Annotated in this window: 18 protein-coding genes, 1 tRNA gene and 2 pseudogenes; 9 read left to right on the top strand and 12 right to left on the bottom strand. The window is 60.4% G+C overall.

Annotated elements, in window-relative coordinates; all coding sequences use genetic code 11:
- Positions 1-23 precede the first annotated feature (23 nt).
- Positions 24-908: a pirin family protein gene (locus OKW30_RS32895; RefSeq protein WP_429348686.1), complete on the top strand. Its 885-nt coding sequence runs from the start codon at positions 24-26 to the stop codon at positions 906-908.
- A gap of 54 nt (positions 909-962) precedes the next feature.
- On the opposite strand, the gene OKW30_RS32900 is transcribed toward OKW30_RS32895, so the two are convergent.
- Positions 963-2,669: an FAD-dependent oxidoreductase gene (locus OKW30_RS32900; RefSeq protein WP_429348687.1), complete on the bottom strand. Its 1,707-nt coding sequence runs from the start codon at positions 2,667-2,669 to the stop codon at positions 963-965.
- Positions 2,670-2,907: 238 nt separating this feature from the next.
- Between OKW30_RS32900 and OKW30_RS32905 the strand changes: the two genes are divergently transcribed.
- The gene (locus OKW30_RS32905) at positions 2,908-3,192 is read left to right on the top strand and encodes a DsbA family protein (RefSeq protein WP_184062574.1); all 285 of its coding nucleotides are present in this window, start codon (positions 2,908-2,910) and stop codon (positions 3,190-3,192) included.
- Here OKW30_RS32905 and OKW30_RS32910 read toward each other — a convergent pair.
- Both OKW30_RS32910 and OKW30_RS32915 read right to left on the bottom strand, forming a co-directional pair.
- Positions 3,156-3,755 carry an NADPH-dependent F420 reductase gene (locus OKW30_RS32910; RefSeq protein ID WP_187631229.1) on the bottom strand — a complete coding sequence of 200 codons (600 nt, stop codon included), beginning with the start codon at positions 3,753-3,755 and terminating at the stop codon, positions 3,156-3,158. The genes OKW30_RS32905 and OKW30_RS32910 overlap by 37 nt on opposite strands.
- A 309-nt stretch (positions 3,756-4,064) precedes the next feature.
- Positions 4,065-4,799 (bottom strand): SDR family NAD(P)-dependent oxidoreductase, encoded by a 735-nt coding sequence (locus OKW30_RS32915; RefSeq protein WP_184062577.1) that lies wholly within the window; start codon positions 4,797-4,799, stop codon positions 4,065-4,067.
- Between the two features lie 130 nt (positions 4,800-4,929).
- Between OKW30_RS32915 and OKW30_RS32920 the strand changes: the two genes are divergently transcribed.
- Positions 4,930-5,508 carry a TetR/AcrR family transcriptional regulator gene (locus OKW30_RS32920; protein ID WP_184059865.1) on the top strand — a complete coding sequence of 193 codons (579 nt, stop codon included), beginning with the start codon at positions 4,930-4,932 and terminating at the stop codon, positions 5,506-5,508.
- Positions 5,509-5,671: 163 nt separating this feature from the next.
- Here OKW30_RS32920 and OKW30_RS32925 read toward each other — a convergent pair whose 3' ends face one another.
- From OKW30_RS32925 to OKW30_RS32940, 4 genes and pseudogenes are all read right to left on the bottom strand, one after another.
- Positions 5,672-5,983 carry a DUF4148 domain-containing protein gene (locus OKW30_RS32925; protein ID WP_429348688.1) on the bottom strand — a complete coding sequence of 104 codons (312 nt, stop codon included), beginning with the start codon at positions 5,981-5,983 and terminating at the stop codon, positions 5,672-5,674.
- Between the two features lie 529 nt (positions 5,984-6,512).
- On the bottom strand, positions 6,513-6,863 hold the full coding sequence (locus OKW30_RS32930; protein ID WP_260335481.1) for a 3-hydroxyacyl-CoA dehydrogenase NAD-binding domain-containing protein: 351 nt from the start codon (positions 6,861-6,863) through the stop codon (positions 6,513-6,515).
- Positions 6,864-6,866: 3 nt separating this feature from the next.
- Positions 6,867-7,311, bottom strand: a pseudogene (locus tag OKW30_RS32935) (3-keto-5-aminohexanoate cleavage protein); the annotation flags it as partial.
- Positions 7,312-7,632: 321 nt separating this feature from the next.
- Entirely contained in the window at positions 7,633-8,016 is a 384-nt protein-coding gene (locus tag OKW30_RS32940) for a hypothetical protein (RefSeq protein WP_090809669.1), read from the bottom strand.
- 245 nt (positions 8,017-8,261) lie between these two features.
- Here OKW30_RS32940 and OKW30_RS32945 point away from each other — a divergent pair, with 245 nt between their 5' ends.
- From OKW30_RS32945 to OKW30_RS32965, 5 genes are all read left to right on the top strand, one after another.
- A complete protein-coding gene (locus OKW30_RS32945) occupies positions 8,262-8,705 on the top strand; it encodes an Hsp20/alpha crystallin family protein (RefSeq protein WP_429349209.1) in 444 nt (147 codons plus the stop codon).
- A gap of 28 nt (positions 8,706-8,733) precedes the next feature.
- Positions 8,734-9,141 carry an Hsp20/alpha crystallin family protein gene (locus OKW30_RS32950; protein WP_429348689.1) on the top strand — a complete coding sequence of 136 codons (408 nt, stop codon included), beginning with the start codon at positions 8,734-8,736 and terminating at the stop codon, positions 9,139-9,141.
- Positions 9,142-9,426: 285 nt separating this feature from the next.
- Entirely contained in the window at positions 9,427-9,990 is a 564-nt protein-coding gene (locus OKW30_RS32955) for an Hsp20/alpha crystallin family protein (RefSeq protein ID WP_187630960.1), read from the top strand.
- A gap of 48 nt (positions 9,991-10,038) precedes the next feature.
- A tRNA-Lys gene (locus tag OKW30_RS32960) sits at positions 10,039-10,114 on the top strand.
- A gap of 134 nt (positions 10,115-10,248) precedes the next feature.
- Complete coding sequence (locus tag OKW30_RS32965; protein WP_184062585.1) at positions 10,249-11,070, top strand: S1 family peptidase; 822 nt, start codon at positions 10,249-10,251, stop codon at positions 11,068-11,070.
- A 341-nt stretch (positions 11,071-11,411) separates the two neighbouring features.
- Here the strand turns inward: OKW30_RS32965 and OKW30_RS32970 are convergent.
- From OKW30_RS32970 to OKW30_RS32990, 5 genes and pseudogenes are all read right to left on the bottom strand, one after another.
- Positions 11,412-11,525 (bottom strand): annotated as a pseudogene (locus OKW30_RS32970) (ubiquinol oxidase subunit II); the annotation flags it as partial.
- A gap of 219 nt (positions 11,526-11,744) precedes the next feature.
- A complete protein-coding gene (locus OKW30_RS32975; protein WP_429348690.1) occupies positions 11,745-13,094 on the bottom strand; it encodes a DUF3734 domain-containing protein in 1,350 nt (449 codons plus the stop codon).
- 11 nt (positions 13,095-13,105) lie between these two features.
- Positions 13,106-13,888, bottom strand: a complete 783-nt coding sequence (locus OKW30_RS32980; RefSeq protein ID WP_184059855.1) for a 3-hydroxybutyrate dehydrogenase — start codon at positions 13,886-13,888, stop codon at positions 13,106-13,108.
- Positions 13,889-13,916: 28 nt separating this feature from the next.
- A complete protein-coding gene (locus tag OKW30_RS32985; protein WP_429348691.1) occupies positions 13,917-14,696 on the bottom strand; it encodes an acetoacetate decarboxylase in 780 nt (259 codons plus the stop codon).
- 654 nt (positions 14,697-15,350) lie between these two features.
- Positions 15,351-16,643, bottom strand: a complete 1,293-nt coding sequence (locus OKW30_RS32990; RefSeq protein ID WP_429348692.1) for an NAD(P)/FAD-dependent oxidoreductase — start codon at positions 16,641-16,643, stop codon at positions 15,351-15,353.
- A 135-nt stretch (positions 16,644-16,778) separates the two neighbouring features.
- Here OKW30_RS32990 and OKW30_RS32995 point away from each other — a divergent pair, with 135 nt between their 5' ends.
- Positions 16,779-17,441: a TetR/AcrR family transcriptional regulator gene (locus OKW30_RS32995; RefSeq protein ID WP_184062593.1), complete on the top strand. Its 663-nt coding sequence runs from the start codon at positions 16,779-16,781 to the stop codon at positions 17,439-17,441.
- The last annotated feature ends 48 nt before the right edge of the window (positions 17,442-17,489 follow it).

Raw genomic sequence — 17,489 nt, forward strand, 5'->3', positions numbered from 1 at the left:
GCCCTTAACGAAAGGTCTTCATCATGCCTACTACGATCAAGGCTCTGCTCACGCCGCGCGAAAGCGACATCGGCAACCTGATCGTGCGGCGCGTGCTTCCCGCCCGTGCCGCGCGCCTCATCGGACCATTCATTTTCTTCGACCATATGGGGCCAGCCGTGCTGCCCGCTGGCAGCGGCGTGGATGTGCTGCCGCATCCGCATATCGGCCTCGCGACCGTCACGTACCTGTTCGAAGGCTCGTTCATGCATCACGACAGCCTCGGCTATCGGCAGAAAATCGTACCCGGCGACGTGAACTGGATGACGGCCGGTCGCGGCATCGTCCATTCAGAACGCACGCCGCTGGAGGATCGGCCAGTTGAACAGGCGATCCACGGCATTCAGACCTGGGTCGCGCTGCCTGTCGAACACGAAGACGCCGCGCCCGCGTTCATTCATCATCCGGCCGATACGCTGCCGACGTTCACGCGCGACGGGGCAACCGTACATGTGATCGCAGGCACGGCTTTCGGGAAGACCTCGCCGGTCGAAGTCTTTTCACCCACGCTCTACGTCTATGCCGAGTTCGCGGCTGCCGGTCGCCTTTCACTCGATGCCGAGCACGAGGAGCGCGGCATCTATCTCGTCGACGGAGATCTGGCCATCGACGGGACGCCGTTGTCTCCTACAACGATGGCCATGCTGGAGCCGCATGCAACGGTCGAACTCGCCAGCGCGCATGGCGCGCGCGTGATGCTCCTCGGCGGCGCGCACCTGCCGGGCGAACGCTTCATCGAGTGGAATTTCGTGTCTGGTTCGCGCGAGAAAATTGTGGCTGCGCGGCAAGCCTGGGCTGCGCAGACCTTCGGCAAAGTGCCTGGCGAAGAGCACGAGTGGACGCCTCAACCCGAGCGTGGCGCACATTGAGCATCGACTTGGGGAGCGATTGCGTTTGGCCCGTCATGCCGCTCATTGCGCGCCTCAAGAAGCCTTGACGCGCGCTTCGACTCGACCGAGCCACGCATGAATCTGGCTGACTACCGCTGCGCCGTCTCCTACCGCTGCGGCCACCCGCTTCGGCGCCCCTGATCGGACGTCGCCGATCGCGAAAAGCCCCGGCACATTCGTCTCGAGTGGGAAGCGCTCAGTGCCTGCGTTCGCATCGGGCGGCCCCGTTTCGACAAAGCCGCGCTCATCCAGTTGAACGCCCATCGATGTCAACCAGTCTGTTTTTGGATCGGCGCCGATGAACAGGAAAAGATGCTGTATCTCAATGAGCTCACTGCCCTGTTCGTGATGAAAGACGCGAATTCGCTCAAGACCACCGTCGCTCGCTTCCAGTGATTCAAGCGTGCATCTTGCGCAGATCGACACGTTTGGCAGAGCGCTGAGCCGGTCTATCAGGTAACGGGACATGGTGGCTTCGAGACCATGGCCACGTATCAAAACGCGTATGCTTTTCGCAAAGTTGGCGAGAAAGACGGCAGCCTGCCCAGCCGAGTTACCGCCACCGATCAGCACAACGTCTTTCCCGCTGACTAGACGCGCCTCGATGGGCGACGCCCAATAGTAGATCCCTCTGCCCTCGAAGCGCTCAAGGCCCGTCACGGAAGGCTTTCGATACACCGCTCCGCTCGCGACCACGACTGTCCGCGCACGCACGCACTGTCGATCGGAAAGCGCGAGCACGAAGTTGCCCGCCGCGCCCTCGACCCGATCGACCGCAGTGGGAATGGCCACGTGAGCACCAAATTTCAATGCCTGCTGAAACGCGCGTGCTGCAAGAGCTTGCCCCGATATGCCGGTCGGAAAGCCAAGGTAGTTCTCGATACGTGCGCTCGCACCGGCCTGACCACCTGGCGCGCGCCGATCGAAAACGACGGCCGAAAGCCCCTCCGACGCCGCGTAAACGGCCGCCGCGAGGCCCGCCGGACCCGCGCCGATGATAGCGATGTCGTAGCACTGCGACGCACAGAACGTCGGCACCAGGCCGAGCCGGGTGGCGAGCTCCACTTCGTCGGGCGCCCTCAGGACCGACCCGTCCGGGCAAAAAACAAGCGGGAAATCGTCGGCCTTCCAAGTGAGGCCGGCGAGCAGCTGCACGGCGTCCGAATCCTTGTGTGCATCGATCACCGCAGCCGGATAGGCATTGCGCCGCAAAAAGCCTTGCAGGCGGACTACCCTCGCGTCGTCACCCTTGCCGACGATAATGGGACCGAGCCCCTGCTCGATGAGCCCGAGACGCCTCAGGATCAACGCGCGCATGATGTGCTCGCCCAACTGGGCGTCCGCGATGATCAGCGCCCGCAACTGCTCTGAGTTCAGGACGAGCGTATCGCAGTCAGTCATGGCAATCGCGTCCACCAGCGACGGTTTGCCGGTGAGTTGCGCCATTTCGGCCATGAAATGGCCGTCATGATGGTCTGTCACGACCGTGGTACGCCCTTGCGGGTCGCACGAATAGATCCGCACACTCCCGCGCTGCAAGATGAATAGCCCTTCTGCAATGCGCCCCGTCCTGAAGATCGAATCGCCGGCCTTGAACGACTTCGGGCGGCCATAGCGGCTCGCACTGCGTATCTCCGCATTGGAAAGGCGTGGAAACATTTGATGCTGCCGATATTCAAGGGACGAAAACGGAAGTTCAGAGTCGAGTGAGCTTGCGTTCGTATTACCTGCGTCGATCATATTCGCCTCGCCTGCCGGCCGCGTTGAGTTCGAGTCCGGATGTTAGCGACATCAAGCCCAAAAGTTCTTGTTGCGAAGCTGAATAGTTCTGAAGAGACCAGCAACCCCAGGGGAAGCGCTTTCCCATCGAATGGGCCATTGCGCCACGCGCAACACGAGCTCGCGCGCTGAGTATATTCAGCTGGGAGCTCGTGTTGTTTTGCCTGGTGAGCATCGCAACTTGCCCACGGGGCATCCCATGGAACGCGCAAAAATCACGATCGCCTACGACTTCATTTGTCCATGGTGCTGGATCGGACATCGAAATCTGGAGGCCGGCAAGGCCCTTGAGGATCTTCCCGAATTAGATGTTCGTTATCTTCCGTTCGAATTGAACCCGGAAATACCGCCTCAAGGGATGCACCGGCGCATCTACCGAAGGCTCGAGTTCGGTAGCTGGACTCGCTCGGAAATGCTGGGCGGACGTGACTTTGCCGTGACGCGCCGCTATTTGAACTTGACGAGATCCTTGAAGATCAGTTGAGCCCAGGTATTCCCCCTGGCCTGGACGAGCGAACCGCCATCCTTGAGCGGTCCTAGCGCAATCGGCGCGAAACCGAGTTGTTCAGCCAGAGCCGCGACCGGTGCCACCGCACTTTCGTCATCGCTCGACAAAAACACGACGCGGCTGCCGCCATTCACACTCGGATCAGCGGCCAGAACGGCGGCGGGCAGATGGTTAAAACCCTTTACGAACCTGGACCCGGTAAACGCTTTGGCGACAACTGCGGAGGACGGCAGACCTTGTAGCTCTTCGACGGGAACGCCATAAGCATTTGTCGCGTCGATGACCGTCTTGCCCTTCCAACTCTTGATCTGCTTCGCGACCTCGCGGTGCTCCCAGAAAGGAACCGCCAGGAAGATCGTGTCGGACGCGATTGCATCCTGCAGCGTCTTGGGGACGACGGTAGGGCCGATCTCTCGTGCCTGCTGCATCAACGTCTCGGGAGGGCGCCGGCTGGCGACCGTTACGTCGATGTTCTTTCTTGCAAACGCTCGGGCGAGTGCCTGGCCTACCGCGCCAAAGCCAATAATCGAATAGCTCATGCGAACTCTCCATTCAGGTGACGTTTTGATCAACCATGGACCCATGGTGATTATTGGTAACCGGGCGCGCGGGACCGTTGCCCGCGTTAGGCGGCCCGCTGCGCGCGATGCGCCACGCGAGCCGCAGCAGACACGCGGAGCCGAGCGCTTTCACCGCCGTTTGCAGCGCAGCGCGAGCAGACGTGACAATACCCGCTGGACAATCACCGAAACCAATCCAGGTTATTGATCAGGATTTCATATTTATAGACACAACTCGGACCATGTTCGTCAGGTTGACAGGCCCACTACGCGCTTTTCGGCGCGATTTCAGATAGCCGAGAAGCCGCCGTCGACAGACAATTCCACCCCATTCACGAAGCTCGAATCGTCTGAAGCAAGAAACAGCGCGACCGCCGCAATTTCCTCAGGACGCCCCATCTTTCCCCGCGGGATCAGGGATTCGAACATCCGCTTCGCCTCCTCGGTGAGAACCTGGTCCTGCATCGGTGTGGCGATCGGCCCCGGGCTCAGCACGTTCACCCGGATATTCCTGCCCTTCAGTTCGTTGAGCCAAGTGCGTGCGAATGAGCGCAATGCCGCCTTGCTCGCCGCATACACGCCGTAACCAGGAAAACCCTTCACCGAAGCAACTGACCCGGTCATGAAGATCGATCCACCATCGTTGAACAGCGGCAACGCCTTCTGAACCGTAAACAGCGTGCCGCGCGTATTCAGGCCGAATTCCGCATCGAAGTGCTGCTCGGTAATCTCGCCCAGCGGGACGGCTTTGCCCGTGCCAGCGCTCGCGTACAGGACGTCGATCTTGCCCTTTTCACGCCTGACTGTATCGAACAGACGGTCAAGGTCGTCGAGATTGGCCGCGTCGCCGCGCACACCGGTCACGTTCCGGCCAATCTGCTTGACGGCCTCGTCGAGCACCTCCTGCCTCCGGCCCGTGATGAAAACATAGGCGCCTTCTTCAACGAACCGCTTGGCGCTCGCCAGCGCCATGCCGCTCGATCCGCCCGTGATGACTGCAACCTTACCCTCAAGCTTTCCCATGACATCTCCTTTCGTGGTGTCGGACAGCGTCTCGGTTCCCATTTGCACAAATGTGCTGTATCTTGTGGATCACTGATCCAGATACAGCTTCATTTTATACGGATCACCGATCCGATTGTCAAGACGATTTATGCGAGCCGACGCCAGAAAAAATTACAGCCATCTACTTGCGGTTGCGCGTGACGTCGTCACCGAGCATGGCGCCGATGCGTCCATGCGAGATATCGCCCGCCGGGCCGACGTCGGGTTGGCCACACTGTTTCGCCATTTCCCGACACGAGAAGCCTTGTTCGAAGCGTTGCTGCGTATGAACGTGGACGAACTGATACAGCAGGCAGCCAAACTAGAAACGTCGAATCCGCCTGACGAAGCGCTGGTGTCCTGGTTTCGCGAAGGGGTTGCATTCGTTCGTAGCTATAGCGGCATTTGCGCCTTGTTCGCGACCGCGCACGCGGACCCTGACTCCGCGCTTCACGCTTCGAGCACAGCGCTGCGTTCAGCGGGCGCGCGACTACTGCGCCGTGCTCAGGCCGAGGGAACGGCGCGCGCCGATATTGATGGGGTCGACCTGTTCGCCCTGATGTCGGCGCTCGGCTGGCTCGACGGCCAACCCGGATTCGCGCCACGCGGGGATCATCTCTTTCACATTATTACGAGCGCCATCCTGACAAACCGGTCGAGCAACGATGTCGAGAAGGCGACGTGTTGAATCAGATCGCCGACGCATACTTTCCTACCAGGAAAGCCCCGGGGATTCGAACCAGACGGCGGAAAGCTGACTGGAGCCGACACTCGAATGGCCATTACCGCACTTGATCGATCGGCCGCTTCTGGCGGCGGAGACATCCGGGTCAGTCCTCGATCTCTCTATCTCAGCCGGGTTGAAGGTGCTGGCACTCCGTTTGGAACCAATAGTCGACCAGGCGCTGTGCCGCTTGTAGATCATCCGGGTAATACGGATCATCAAACCACGGTGACGGGTCGTAGCCCGCTTTCCTCAAGGCAGCGAGTTCGCTTTGGTGCTGCGCCATCGTAGGGGGCGCGTTTGTCTTGAGCGCCGCCAGGTCGCGGCACTCTGTCGGAGTGAGGTGCGGCCCGGTATACGGCATGCCACCAGCGACACAGCCGGTGAGCAAAATCACCAGAGCGGGAAGTATTGACCGTGTTCCAGGCCGATTTCTCATAGTACGTCTCCTTCCCTGCGCCGCGCCGTGAACCAACTCGTAGTGCGCACCGTTGCCGCCGCGGGTGAAAATGCCCGCCTTCGACGCATGTCACTTCGAAGCCGGAACCGGCGTCACCTTTTCTCACCACCTTGCAGATGCCACACGTCTGAACCTTCTCGCCCGGTTTGTGCCCTTCGGCCCTCACGCTCCTTCGGTTGATCCGCCGCGGGAGCAGCAAGCATCGTTCCTCCCGGCTACCGCGGAGGTTGGTCAGCGAGGCGCGCCGCGAACAGGATCGCGCGAGGTTCGCATCGGCGCAGTCTCGGTCCTCGAGAGTCGCTCTTTTCGACCCGTTGCCGACGGTCAAGTCGTCGCGGTTCAAACGGCAGGTATCAAAGTGGAACGGCCATACCGCGCAACGAGTAGCATCTTTTCTGCCGCAATAATGGCAGATTCAATGTGTGCCAACGATATCTGCATCCAGTCCCAGGACGATTCGTTCCGGGTGCTTCGCGCCTGCTTGAATGTCGCTGATCGCCAGCCCCGACTACGACGATGCGATGATCGCCTCTGCCCTTGCCACCGATTCGATGCTCACGATCAACGCGTGTTTGATATCCAGACGCTCAGGGCCGCTTGCTTGAATGAAATCGGCGTTGCGCACCGCCGAGCCCACGTCAGGCGTGAACGTCAACTGGTCCCGCGAGGCGCCGTCTGCAAGCCCGCGCCTCTCCACTACAGGCCAACTATCGTCGATCCAGTTGCGCAGGCGCGACGCGGCCCCCTGGCTGGGATCGGTCGCCGTGACGGCGAAACCATGAGCCAGGAAGTGTGTCACCCAACCCGCGCCAATGACGTCAGTGCCGACGACGGCGACGTTGACGGCTCGCGTTGTCATCGGTTAGCCCTCCTGGCAGGCAGCGTGGATTGGTTCGCGCAACGGCCGCAGCCCAATGATCTTCCGTGCTTCAGCCGGCGTGACCGGCTCGTAACCCATCTCGCGGACCAGGCGAACAAGCCGCTCGACCAGGTGAACATTGGTGGCCAACTGACCTTGTCTGTCAGTAGAGGTTGTCTTCGAGTCCGACGCGCACGTCCCCTCCCAGCAACGGCGAGTTCATCGCGGCAGGCAACTGCGCCGCGGCGATAGCGCTGACGTTGAAGACGGCGTTGCGGGGCAGATGATCGATCATCGTCTGCAACAGCCGGGGCGTGCAGGGCAACGCGCCCCGGAACGCATTGGCGCCGATCACGATATTGATAAAGTGCGGCGCGTCGTCGAGCCCCTCGTTGATGGCGCGCTGAACATCCTGGACGATGTCGGCGAGGCTGACCGCCCACAAGGGGACCCTCGACGACGTAGGCTACATCGTCGACAATCGCCATTATTTTGACGCATGCGGGCGTCTTATCAGTTGTGTCGCGCCGTTCCGGAAGCCGATTGATCGAATCCAGGCGGCGAACAATCTGCGTTCGAATGCGCTATCAGGGATATGACACGCTCTTCGAGACCCTCCCGCATCCGGCTGCAGGATGCTCCGCAATGAGGGCGGCCGAATCCGGTCGGATACTCCTCATTGCATTGCAGCAAAGGCGCCGCCGCCGTCCGCACCGGCAGGCGCGCAGTTCGCCCCTTGCCGATCCCCCGCTCCTTGCCTGCCGCGACGTCACTGGATCAGCGGCACCACGCCGAGCTTTTCAGCCAGCATCCTTTCGTAGACACCAAAGTGCAGATCGACCTCTTCCTGGGTGACCACGGTCACGAAAATAGTGATCTGCGCGGGCTGCAGGCCCAGCACCGTCGCGATCGCCGCTTCCAGCTGGGGCGCGCATAGCCGGTCGTCGGCGAACGTGGTGCCGACAGCAATCTCGTAAGCGGACTCCTGCCGGAACACCACTTCAACCAGCCGCGCCCGGGCGCTCATGTTGCTGTCGATCGCCAGCCGGATGACTTCGACCGCCGTGCGCATCGTCTCGGTCGGGAACCCCTTTGTTGAGCGCAACCGGATACGGTGACGCCCAAGAGTGAGCCAATCGTATTCGAATTCCATGGTGTCCTCGCATGGTGTTGCATGGGTGTCGTGAACGTAGGGGTGTGGCAATCCAAATTCAAGAACAAAAAGTCGCCATGACCCACTTGAAATTTCTGTTTCCAATCCTATCTTAGATATCGCTCAGGCAGTCGCGCCGGCATTGCGGCGCGCTGCGTGTTTCGATTTGTTTGCCGCAGCATGGCAGACGGACTGGAGCGCGTATGCCGGTTCGTTTCCCTGCTGCATCCAAGGAGGAAACGATCATGAGTGATCTCTACTTCGGGACCGACCTTTTCAGCGAGTTCGACCGTCTGCAACGGCAGATGGCGAGTCTCTTCGGCGGTTTCCCGTCCAGCATCCGCTCGGGGCGCCTGGGCGCCTTCCCGCAGGTCAACATCGGTTCGACCGACGACTCTATCGAGATCGTCGCGTTCGTGCCCGGTATCGATCCGGCGCATCTCGACGTATCCATCGACAAAGGGCTGCTGACCATCAGCGGCGAGCGCCAGACGGGACAGCCGGAAGCTGCCGGCGACGACGTGCGTACTTATGCGCAGGAGCGGTTCGTCGGCACCTTCCGGCGCGTCATTGAACTGCCGCAGCATGCGGACCCCGGCAAGGTCACGGCGCAGTACACCAATGGTTGCCTGACCGTGAGCATCGGCAAGCGGGAGACGTCGAAGCCGCGGGCCATCACTGTCCAATGAAACCGGTCGCAGAACTGAGGAGGACATCATGAACGACATGACAGAACTTGCCAGGAAAGACGAAACGGCGGTGGCCCGTCGCGAAGACGAGCAGTCGCAACGCCCGATCACGCTAACGCCGCCCGTAGACATCTTCGAGGACAGCCAGGGCATCACCCTGTGGGCCGATCTGCCCGGCGTTACAAAGGACCGCCTTGATGTGAAGGTACACGATGGCAACCTGTACATCGAGGCCGAGGCGGTGGTGCCCACGCCGGCCGGGCTGCGCCTGCAACATGCGGAGATCCGCCAGCCGCATTTCGCGCGGGCGTTCGCTCTTGGGGCTGACTTCGACGCAACGAAAATCGATGCGAACCTGAAAGACGGCGTGCTGAAACTGACGATACCGCGCCGCGACGAAGCCCGGCCGCGCCGGATCGAGGTGCGGACGGACTGAAGTCGGCAGGTGGACAGCAACGACAGGGAGAAAACCGGTGGCGGTCGTCTGGCCGCCACCTACTGACTGCGGAGGCCTGGATGCGGACGTCATACATGAATGCTGGCGCGGACGCACGCTCAGCATACGGCGCGGTGCCGGTACGTGAGCTCAGGACGCGCCGCGGATCGCGACGCGGCCGTGACGGTGTTCCGCAGATGCAGTCCGGAATGTCGAGGGCAGAGTCGCGACTTCAGCGCAATGACAGGAATCCGGTTCTCCGGCCAGACTGTAGAGGAGGATACGATGAATACGGATCCGAAAAAGTGGAATCCCTTCAAGTTCCTACGCGGGGCGGCCCGCAAGTCCGATGCGGACACCTCGGAAAGCCCCCAGGCGAGCGAACAGTGGCGTGCCCCGTGGCCTGACATTCCGCGGCTGTTCGCACGCGAACCGTGGCGTGCTTTGGAAGAGTTCTTCCATGACCCGTTTGCAGGTCGCGGCGCGCTCGAACGATGGTTTGGCGACTTCAGTTCATCGCGCTTCCAGCCGCGCATCGACATGGTCGACGAAGGGAAGGTGTTGCGCGTGACCGCCGAGCTGCCCGGGATGGAGCGCGAAGACCTGAGTGTGAGCGTCGAGGACGGGGCGATCGTGTTGCGCGGCGAAAAGAAACAGGACGTACGCAGCGAGGAAGACGGCTGCTACCGGCTCGAGCGCGCCTATGGAAGCTTCATGCGCACGATTCCGATGCCGGAAAACGCCGACCCCGATCACGCATTGGCAAAATTTGATAACGGTGTGCTCACGTTGACCGTGCCAAAATCGGAGCCGGCGCGATCCACTAGCCGCACGATCGATATCGGCTAGGGCAACCAGGCAAGAAGTGCCCTGGTCGCGGCGGACATCGGGCGAGCCGGGCCGTTAGCTCAGCTGGTAGAGCAGCGGACTTTTAATCCGTTGGTCACTGGTTCGAATCCAGTACGGCCTACCAAAAGATTCAAGGGCTTAGCGTTCGCGCTAGGCCCTTTTTCTTTTCCGACTGTCAACGGCATTGTTGTGGCGGCCCGCGATTTGGCTTAATTCGCCGAGTATGATTGAACCTCTTGCGATCTCAAGGGGGGCTCTATGGAGCGGGAAATAGCCAAGGTCGGGGCGTCTCCCAAAGATGGCTTCGATGTGCGGTCAAGCACCGGAAGCAAGGTCGATCCATCTTCGGCGATCTTCGCAATCATCCGTCAACCGGACCCGCCTTACGGCGACTTGACAGTCATCGGAACGGGCTTTTACATTTGCCACTATGGGCTGTTTGCCACCGCCAAGCATGTACTTAAGGAATGCTTGGATAAACGCGGTCAGCCAACCATACCGTTGAGCATCGTTCATCGATTTCCCCTGACTCAAACGGTGCAAGTACGTCCAATCATTAGAGCCGTTCTACATGACTCCTCGGACGTCGCGGTCGGAATGGCCGCCCCGATGCAGCATCGGACGACGCGGGAGAATTTATGGAGCGACTCGGTGGTGCTGAGCGCGTCAGAAGCATCAATCGGCGACAAAATCGCCACGTACGCGTACCCGAACGCGACGACGGAGCGCATAGCAGACGATTGGCACAAGGCGCATTTGTATCCACTTTTTTACGAAGGCACGGTGGTCGAATGCTACCCGCACGGGCGTGATCGAGTCATGATGCCGGGGCCTTGTTTTCGGACGTCAATGCATATGCATGGAGGAGCAAGCGGAGGGCCTGTGTTTGACCTACGATCCGGGCGCGTATGCGGAATTAACAGCACTGCTTTTCCTGACAGCCCCGACGTGTCATTTGTCTCAATGGTGTCGCCGTTGCTTCAGCTAGACATAGAAGGGGTGACGTTCGATGCTTCTACCCCACCCCAAACCGTCAAATTGGCTCGCCTCGTTGAGTTAGGCATTGTTCCTTACGAGTAATGTCTCTTTGTACAAGGCGGCCCTCGATCAAAACAGCCTGTCCGTTTGACGTCTTAGACGCTTTTTGGGATCGCTTCAGCGCTAGCGCGGAGTGTGGCTGCCGTTCCTAGGTAATTCGACAGCAATCGATGCCAGCGCATCTCGAGCGGGCCGGAGCTTACTGCGCCCGTTTGACCTGACAATGCTGCGCATCGGCCATGTGACGCCCCACAACCATCGATGCTAGTCGGGCGATTCATCGTTGGACTTTTTCCATGAAGTGACCTCCCTGTCGGTTAGGATCGTTTCAAGCGTCGCCGCGTTGTATGTGATGTCGGTTTTTCGATGAACCTCTTCGAAGGCATCAGACCCAACGCAAGTAGGATCAGACGCTTCTCCTGTGCACCGATGTCGCCCTTGGGATTGAATGAAGTCATGCTGCATCCGCCGAGCAGGCCGAATGCGCCGAGCGGCATAACGCGGCCTGCGGCAACGCAAAACCGTTTGACGGTATCAGATTGACCGTGCGCACTTGACCCGATACAGGGACTTCTTCTACATAAACCTGGGATTCTGCATGTCATGTACCTTGGTTGCCGGTAACACCACAGGCGGACGAACTCACCTGCGGCAGCGCCCTTTTGGCTGGCGTGGAAAGGGACCGGCCAAACTGAACCCGGCCGGCCCCACGATGGCTAGCGGCCTGTCGCATCCTGCACAGCTTCCTTCGTGGTTTCCCCAGGTGGGGCGGACTTCGGCGCTGCCACCTCGAGATGTGGTTGCGCGACGCCCGCTTTATGGCGCCTGCGCGAGTAATGCGCTGGCTTGGTAGCGCCCTCCAGTCGCGCCGCGTGAGGCGCGCCCCCGGGACGATGCACGTCGTGCGTCACGAATCCCGAATCGTGATTCGGTATCGCAAACCAGTCCGGATGCTCAAACGACGCGCGAATGTCGTCCAAGCCCGTCTGCCAGTGCTCGCTCATCGTGTCGATGCTGAATTCGTAATCCTTATAGTGCCCCTCATACGCCTTGTTCTTGTATATGAGGTGCACAACATTGACCGTGCTGCCATCGGCAACTTCCCGTGCCTCCCGGATGAGCGGATGCTGCTTCTCCAGGCCCGGCGGCACATGCTTCAGTAGCTCCTTGATGAGCTGTGCATGACGCTGGGTCGACCCGAGCATCGCGGTGATAGCGCGGGTCCGGCTGGAATACTGGATGTCCTTGGCGCGCTCGGACACATCCAGCATGTCGCCCGGGAGGCCGCCGCTCGAACTCCAGAGGTCAACCTGGAAGACCAGGGTGTCCTTGTGCTGCGGGTCGCTTACAACCTCGGTCAACGGGGTGTTCGACACCAGACCGCCGTCCCAGTAATATTCGCCATCAATCTCGACGGCAGGAAAGCCCGGAGGGAGCGCACCCGAGGCCATGAAGTGCTCCGGCGAAAGGCGCATCTGCGTGTTGTCGAAGTAGACCAGGTTACCCGTGCGCACGTTGACCGCGCCGACGGAGACGCGAATATCGCCGTCGTTGATTCTGTCGAAATCGGCGAATTGCAGAAGGGTCGCCCGAAGCGCGGTGGTATCGTAAAAGCTCACTTCTTCTGGCGAGCGCTTACCCATCCCTGGGATGGGCACCGGAAGGCGCGGCGAGAAAAAGCCTCGCTGCCCTTCGGTGAGTGCGCGGCCTGCCGCCCAGCAGCTCGACCACTTGCGCGACAGGTCGTGCATGCCCGCGGCACGGGGTAGCCACGCGCCAAGGTTCCCAAGCATGTCCGCCGGCTGGCAGATGGTGTTCCAGAATCCATGCAATGCCTCGGTACGCTTGCCCGGAGCGTTGCCCGCGATGATGGCTGTGTTAAGCGCGCCGATGGAGATGCCGGAAATCCAGTCCGGATGAATGCCAACTTCCTCGAGGCCTTCGTAGACGCCGGCCTGATAGGAGCCCAGCGCGCCGCCACCCTGTAGCACGAGAGCGACCTCGTCATAGGCCGGAAGCTTGAAAGTCTTGCGAGGTGTGCCTGATGTTTCTTGATCTTGACGCACTGGGCGGCTCCTTAATGCATCGACCAGCCGTGGCTGACGATAATGGACTGGCCCGTCAATGCGGACGATTCGAAGCCGGCGAGGAATGCCACGGTGTTGGCGACGTCTTCCACCGTCGTGAATTCGCCGTCGACCGTTTCCTTCAACATCACGTTCTTGACGACGTCTGCTTCCGAAATGCCCAACGCTATCGCCTGCTCCGGAATCTGCCTGTCGACAAGCGGCGTGCGCACGAACCCCGGACACACGACATTGGCCCGTACACCGCGCGAACCACCTTCCTTGGCTACCACGCGTGCGAGACCGAGCAGTCCATGCTTGGCCGTCACGTAGGCAGCCTTCAGCTTCGACGCTTCGTGCGAGTGGACCGAGCCCATATAGATAATCGACCCACCGTTGCCCGCAGCGTACATGTGCCTGACAGCAGCTTTGGTCGTGAGGAACGCGCCGTCCAGATGAATGGCGAGCATTTTTTTCCAGTCGGAGAAAGCATAATCTTCAATCGGGTTGACAATCTGGATGCCCGCGTTCGAGACCAGCACATCGATGCTGCCAAGCCTGTCGACAGCCTGCTGGATGCCGGCGTTGACCGCTTCTTCGCTCGTCACGTCCATTGATACAGGCAGCGCTTTGCCACCCTCCTTGCGGATGCTCTCGGCCACGCTCTCAGCAGCCTTGAGGTTCAGGTCCGCGATTACCACCGACGCGCCGAGCGCCGCGAGCTTGCGTGCGCACTGTTCACCGATACCACTTGCAGCGCCCGTCACGAGCGCGACCTTATCTGTTACGGACATGCCTTTTCCTTAATATGTCAGAGGGTGCTTACTGATTCGCGGCAAGCTTGAGTGCCGGCGCCTCGGCGAGGTAATCGAAAGCCACCTCCCCGATGTCGAGCGTGAGATTGGCGATGACGTGCCGCGCGCCGACGATTTTGCGCACCGGCAAATCCGCCACGGGAGCCAAGGCATGCGGGTGCAGCTCAAGCGCGGCCGGACCGCCCCACGCGCCGAGCACGGTGACATCCCGCAGGAAGTAACGCACGAGCTCGCAGATGCGGGCCGAGCCGTCAACGTGCGGAATGACTTTCAGTAGATAGTTCGGCGTGTCCGCCAGCTTCTTGCGCTCGACCTCGAGGTCAAGTGGCTCGTACTTGTAGCCCATCGTGCCCGTGGCAATGGGCTGGGTGCCATAGTCGAGCGTTCCAAGCAGCGTGTCGTTGCCGTCAACACGCAATTTCGGACTCGCCAGCTTCTTGGGGAAGCCCCAAATCTCACGACCGCCGGCAATCGGGCCTTCGTCGTCGAGGTACATCGCGTGTGTGTAGCTGCCTGGCGCGCCGGCATCATCTCTCACCGAGATAACCTGGCCGCTTTCCGTGTAATCGCCGAATCCCGACGAGTCTGGCATGCGAATGAATTCGTAATGCACGAGGGGGCTTGCGACTGTCAGTGGTTCCGGCACCACGGCGCGCAATGCGTCCATGTCGGTCTCGTACGAAATGATGAAGTACTCACGATTAAGGAAGCGAAACGGCGGGCGGGGGTAGGAAGGATTGTGGACGGGCATCGCAAAAGCATCTTTGCGGATTTGTTCGATTTTCAACTATCTCTCCAGTAGTGACGTCAAATGACGTCGCGTCTTTAAAGCCACGCATGCGCACCAGAGGTGCTGTGCTGCACACCGCGCCTCTGCCTTATCACAGCGTGTCGGATTCGAGTGGCCCTGTGCTTTGCATCGTTGTACAGAGCACGGGCAATAGTAGCGCCTTGGTCCATGCATCGGGGTCCTTGCTGGTCGCAAAACATTGTCCCCCTCACCGCAACAATTGGTTCGATCCTTGTACGCGTCAGCTTCTCATCGGCGAAACGCCGCGTGTAGCGATGTCGCTTCGTGATAGGCAATGTCGCACATATAGGCATACGTATTAATTGCCACATGGCTCATTGTTTCGTCCCCGATGCCTCGCTTGCTTCAGGCACGTCGATTCGAAACCGCGTCCCCGAGAATATAAACGCGCGCAAGGTCACAGTTGGACATTAACGGAAGCCGCGACCATCATTGCGCCTGCGTTTCGCGGCGGCGGATCGCCTGCTCCGGGAGAGTACACGGCGTCGCCCGCCTCAATCGGATGACCGCTCAACACGCACGTGCCCGGTCCCTTCGCGATGAACACCCGTCAGGGCTGGTAATCACAGCGACCGCCGCACGAATCGCACCAGGAAACCGACAGGGTCTGCAAAGGGTTCGGCGCCACTTTCAGGTCAGGCGGATCTTCGGTTGGACGAGACCGTTGATCTGTTCCGCTGTCCACAGCAGCGTCGCCTTTCGAAAGCCATGGAGAGCCTGCTGATGGCGCCGGTAGAGCATGGCGTGACTCAGTTGGGCGAAACGTCCGCGCACGAAACCGCCACGAAAGAGTCCGAAGCGCCCAAGCGTGCCGAACGCGTTGTAGTCGCTCAGCGAGACGAGCGAACCGAAATCGCGGAAACGGAAATCGGCAAGTGGCTTGCCTGCAAGCCACCCCGGAAGGTGACGCGCGAGATGCTCGGCCTGCTGCGTGGCGACCTGCGCGGTCGGTGCAAGTTGCCGTTCGTGACCGGCAAGTGTCAGGCTTGCGCAATCGCCAAGCGCGAACACGTGATCGTCACGCGAAGACTGCAGACTCGCTCCGACGACGATCTGGTTGGACCGGTTCGTTTCGAGTCCGTCGAGATTGTTCATGAAATCCGGCGCCTTGACGCCCGCTGCCCAGACCATCAGATCGGCCTCGGCAAGCGTGCCGTCGCCGTGGCGAAAACCATTCGCCTCTGCCGCGGTAACGCGCGTCGAAGTCAGCACGCGGAAACCGATATGCTCGAGCTGCGACTGGCTCGATGCCGATATCTCCGGCGCAAACGCCCCGAGCACGCGCGGGCCGCTTTCGAGCAGCGTCAGACTCAGCCGCTCTCGCACAGTCGGGTCTCCGTCACTCGACGCAACGTCAAGCAAGCGGCTCAGTTCAGCGGACAGCTCAACACCCGTTGCACCCGCGCCGACGATCGCCACACGCAGTGGTTCGTCCTTCGCGACGCTTCGAAATACGCGCGCTCGCAACGCGGCGTTGAACGCTTCGGCCTGTTTTTGACTGTCGATGAAATGGCAGTGCTCTTTCACGCCCGGCACGCCGAAATCGTTCGCCCGGCTACCCAGCGACAGCACAAGCACGTCGTACCCGACCGTTCGCGGACCGAGCACTACTTCACCTTCCGGCGTCCTGAGCTCGTCGAGCTGGACCAGCCGCCGGCTTCGATCGAGCCCGTGCATTGCGCCGGGCTGATAGGTGAAGCCGTGATCGCGGGCATGGGCGAGGTAGATCACCTGCTGCTGCTGAACATCGCGCGTGCCGGCTGCAATGGTGTGCAGCATCGGCTTCCATATGTGCGTCGGGCTGCTGTCGATCAGCGTGACGCTGGCCCGGCCGCTACGCCCTAACAGGTCGCCGAGTCGGGTAGCCAGCAAAATTCCCGCAATCCCGCCGCCAACGATGACAATCCGTATTGGTTGTGACATAATAAATTCAACGCATGATGAATAAATCACATCGTAGCCTGAAGCACGAGCTCCGTCAAACCGTGGCCCTCCTCAGCGTCTCACGCGCCGTCAGTTAAACTTCGGCTGAATTGACGATCCACAACTCACACCCAAATGAACGACGTAAAGTCAGGACCTGCCAAGCTGATCGAGAAAAAGCGTACCCGCGGACGACCCGCGTACAGTGCTTCCGTCGGTGCCGACGTCCTCCTGCGAAAGGCCCGGCACACCTTCGCAAAGCGTGGATTCGACGCTACCAGTGTGCGGGAAATCGCGCGCGACGCGGGTGTCGACCCGGCGCTGATCGCGCATCATTTCGGGTCGAAAGAAGCGCTATGGGTTGCGGTGGTAGAGCAGATCGCGGATCACGCTGCGCCAATGATCGACGCCACAGCCAGGTTGCGCTCGGCCACGCTAGGTGCGCGTGAGCGTGTCGAACACGCAGTGGTTCTTTTCATCGATCAGGTTTTCGACGAACCCGACCTTGGTATGTTTTTTTCGACTGCCGCGACCGAAGAAGGCGAGCGCTTCAACATACTCATCGGGCGTCTGGTGCGCCCCTATCACGACGTGTTCGTGCCTTTGCTCGAAGATGCATCGAGGGCGAAGGAATTGAAACCGCACCACCCCGAAGTCATGTTTTCCATGCTGATGAACGCCATCAGCAATACCGTGGCTTACCACCATATGCTTCGGGCTTTCTCGTCACTTCCTGAAGATCAGACCAGGTTCAAGCGCGCGGTGCGGGACACGGCGCTGAACATGATCAGAAAGTAATCAGCAAGACCCAATGCGCTTCGCGACAAGCGCAGAATCCTCCACCTG

It is taken from the genome of Paraburkholderia sp. Clong3 (assembly GCF_050436485.1).
Taxonomy (GTDB): domain Bacteria; phylum Pseudomonadota; class Gammaproteobacteria; order Burkholderiales; family Burkholderiaceae; genus Paraburkholderia; species Paraburkholderia tuberum.

Bases quoted from the DNA above. Each gene is read 5' to 3' on its own strand.
- OKW30_RS32895 (WP_429348686.1), top strand. From the start codon at position 24: ATGCCTACTACGATCAAGGCTCTGCTCACGCCGCGCGAAAGCGACATC.
- OKW30_RS32900 (WP_429348687.1), bottom strand. From the start codon at position 2,669: ATGATCGACGCAGGTAATACGAACGCAAGCTCACTCGACTCTGAACTT.
- OKW30_RS32905 (WP_184062574.1), top strand. From the start codon at position 2,908: ATGGAACGCGCAAAAATCACGATCGCCTACGACTTCATTTGTCCATGG.
- OKW30_RS32910 (WP_187631229.1), bottom strand. From the start codon at position 3,755: ATGAGCTATTCGATTATTGGCTTTGGCGCGGTAGGCCAGGCACTCGCC.
- OKW30_RS32915 (WP_184062577.1), bottom strand. From the start codon at position 4,799: ATGGGAAAGCTTGAGGGTAAGGTTGCAGTCATCACGGGCGGATCGAGC.
- OKW30_RS32920 (WP_184059865.1), top strand. From the start codon at position 4,930: ATGCGAGCCGACGCCAGAAAAAATTACAGCCATCTACTTGCGGTTGCG.
- OKW30_RS32925 (WP_429348688.1), bottom strand. From the start codon at position 5,983: ATGAGAAATCGGCCTGGAACACGGTCAATACTTCCCGCTCTGGTGATT.
- OKW30_RS32930 (WP_260335481.1), bottom strand. From the start codon at position 6,863: ATGACAACGCGAGCCGTCAACGTCGCCGTCGTCGGCACTGACGTCATT.
- OKW30_RS32940 (WP_090809669.1), bottom strand. From the start codon at position 8,016: ATGGAATTCGAATACGATTGGCTCACTCTTGGGCGTCACCGTATCCGG.
- OKW30_RS32945 (WP_429349209.1), top strand. From the start codon at position 8,262: ATGAGTGATCTCTACTTCGGGACCGACCTTTTCAGCGAGTTCGACCGT.
- OKW30_RS32950 (WP_429348689.1), top strand. From the start codon at position 8,734: ATGAACGACATGACAGAACTTGCCAGGAAAGACGAAACGGCGGTGGCC.
- OKW30_RS32955 (WP_187630960.1), top strand. From the start codon at position 9,427: ATGAATACGGATCCGAAAAAGTGGAATCCCTTCAAGTTCCTACGCGGG.
- OKW30_RS32965 (WP_184062585.1), top strand. From the start codon at position 10,249: ATGGAGCGGGAAATAGCCAAGGTCGGGGCGTCTCCCAAAGATGGCTTC.
- OKW30_RS32980 (WP_184059855.1), bottom strand. From the start codon at position 13,888: ATGTCCGTAACAGATAAGGTCGCGCTCGTGACGGGCGCTGCAAGTGGT.
- OKW30_RS32990 (WP_429348692.1), bottom strand. From the start codon at position 16,643: ATGTCACAACCAATACGGATTGTCATCGTTGGCGGCGGGATTGCGGGA.
- OKW30_RS32995 (WP_184062593.1), top strand. From the start codon at position 16,779: ATGAACGACGTAAAGTCAGGACCTGCCAAGCTGATCGAGAAAAAGCGT.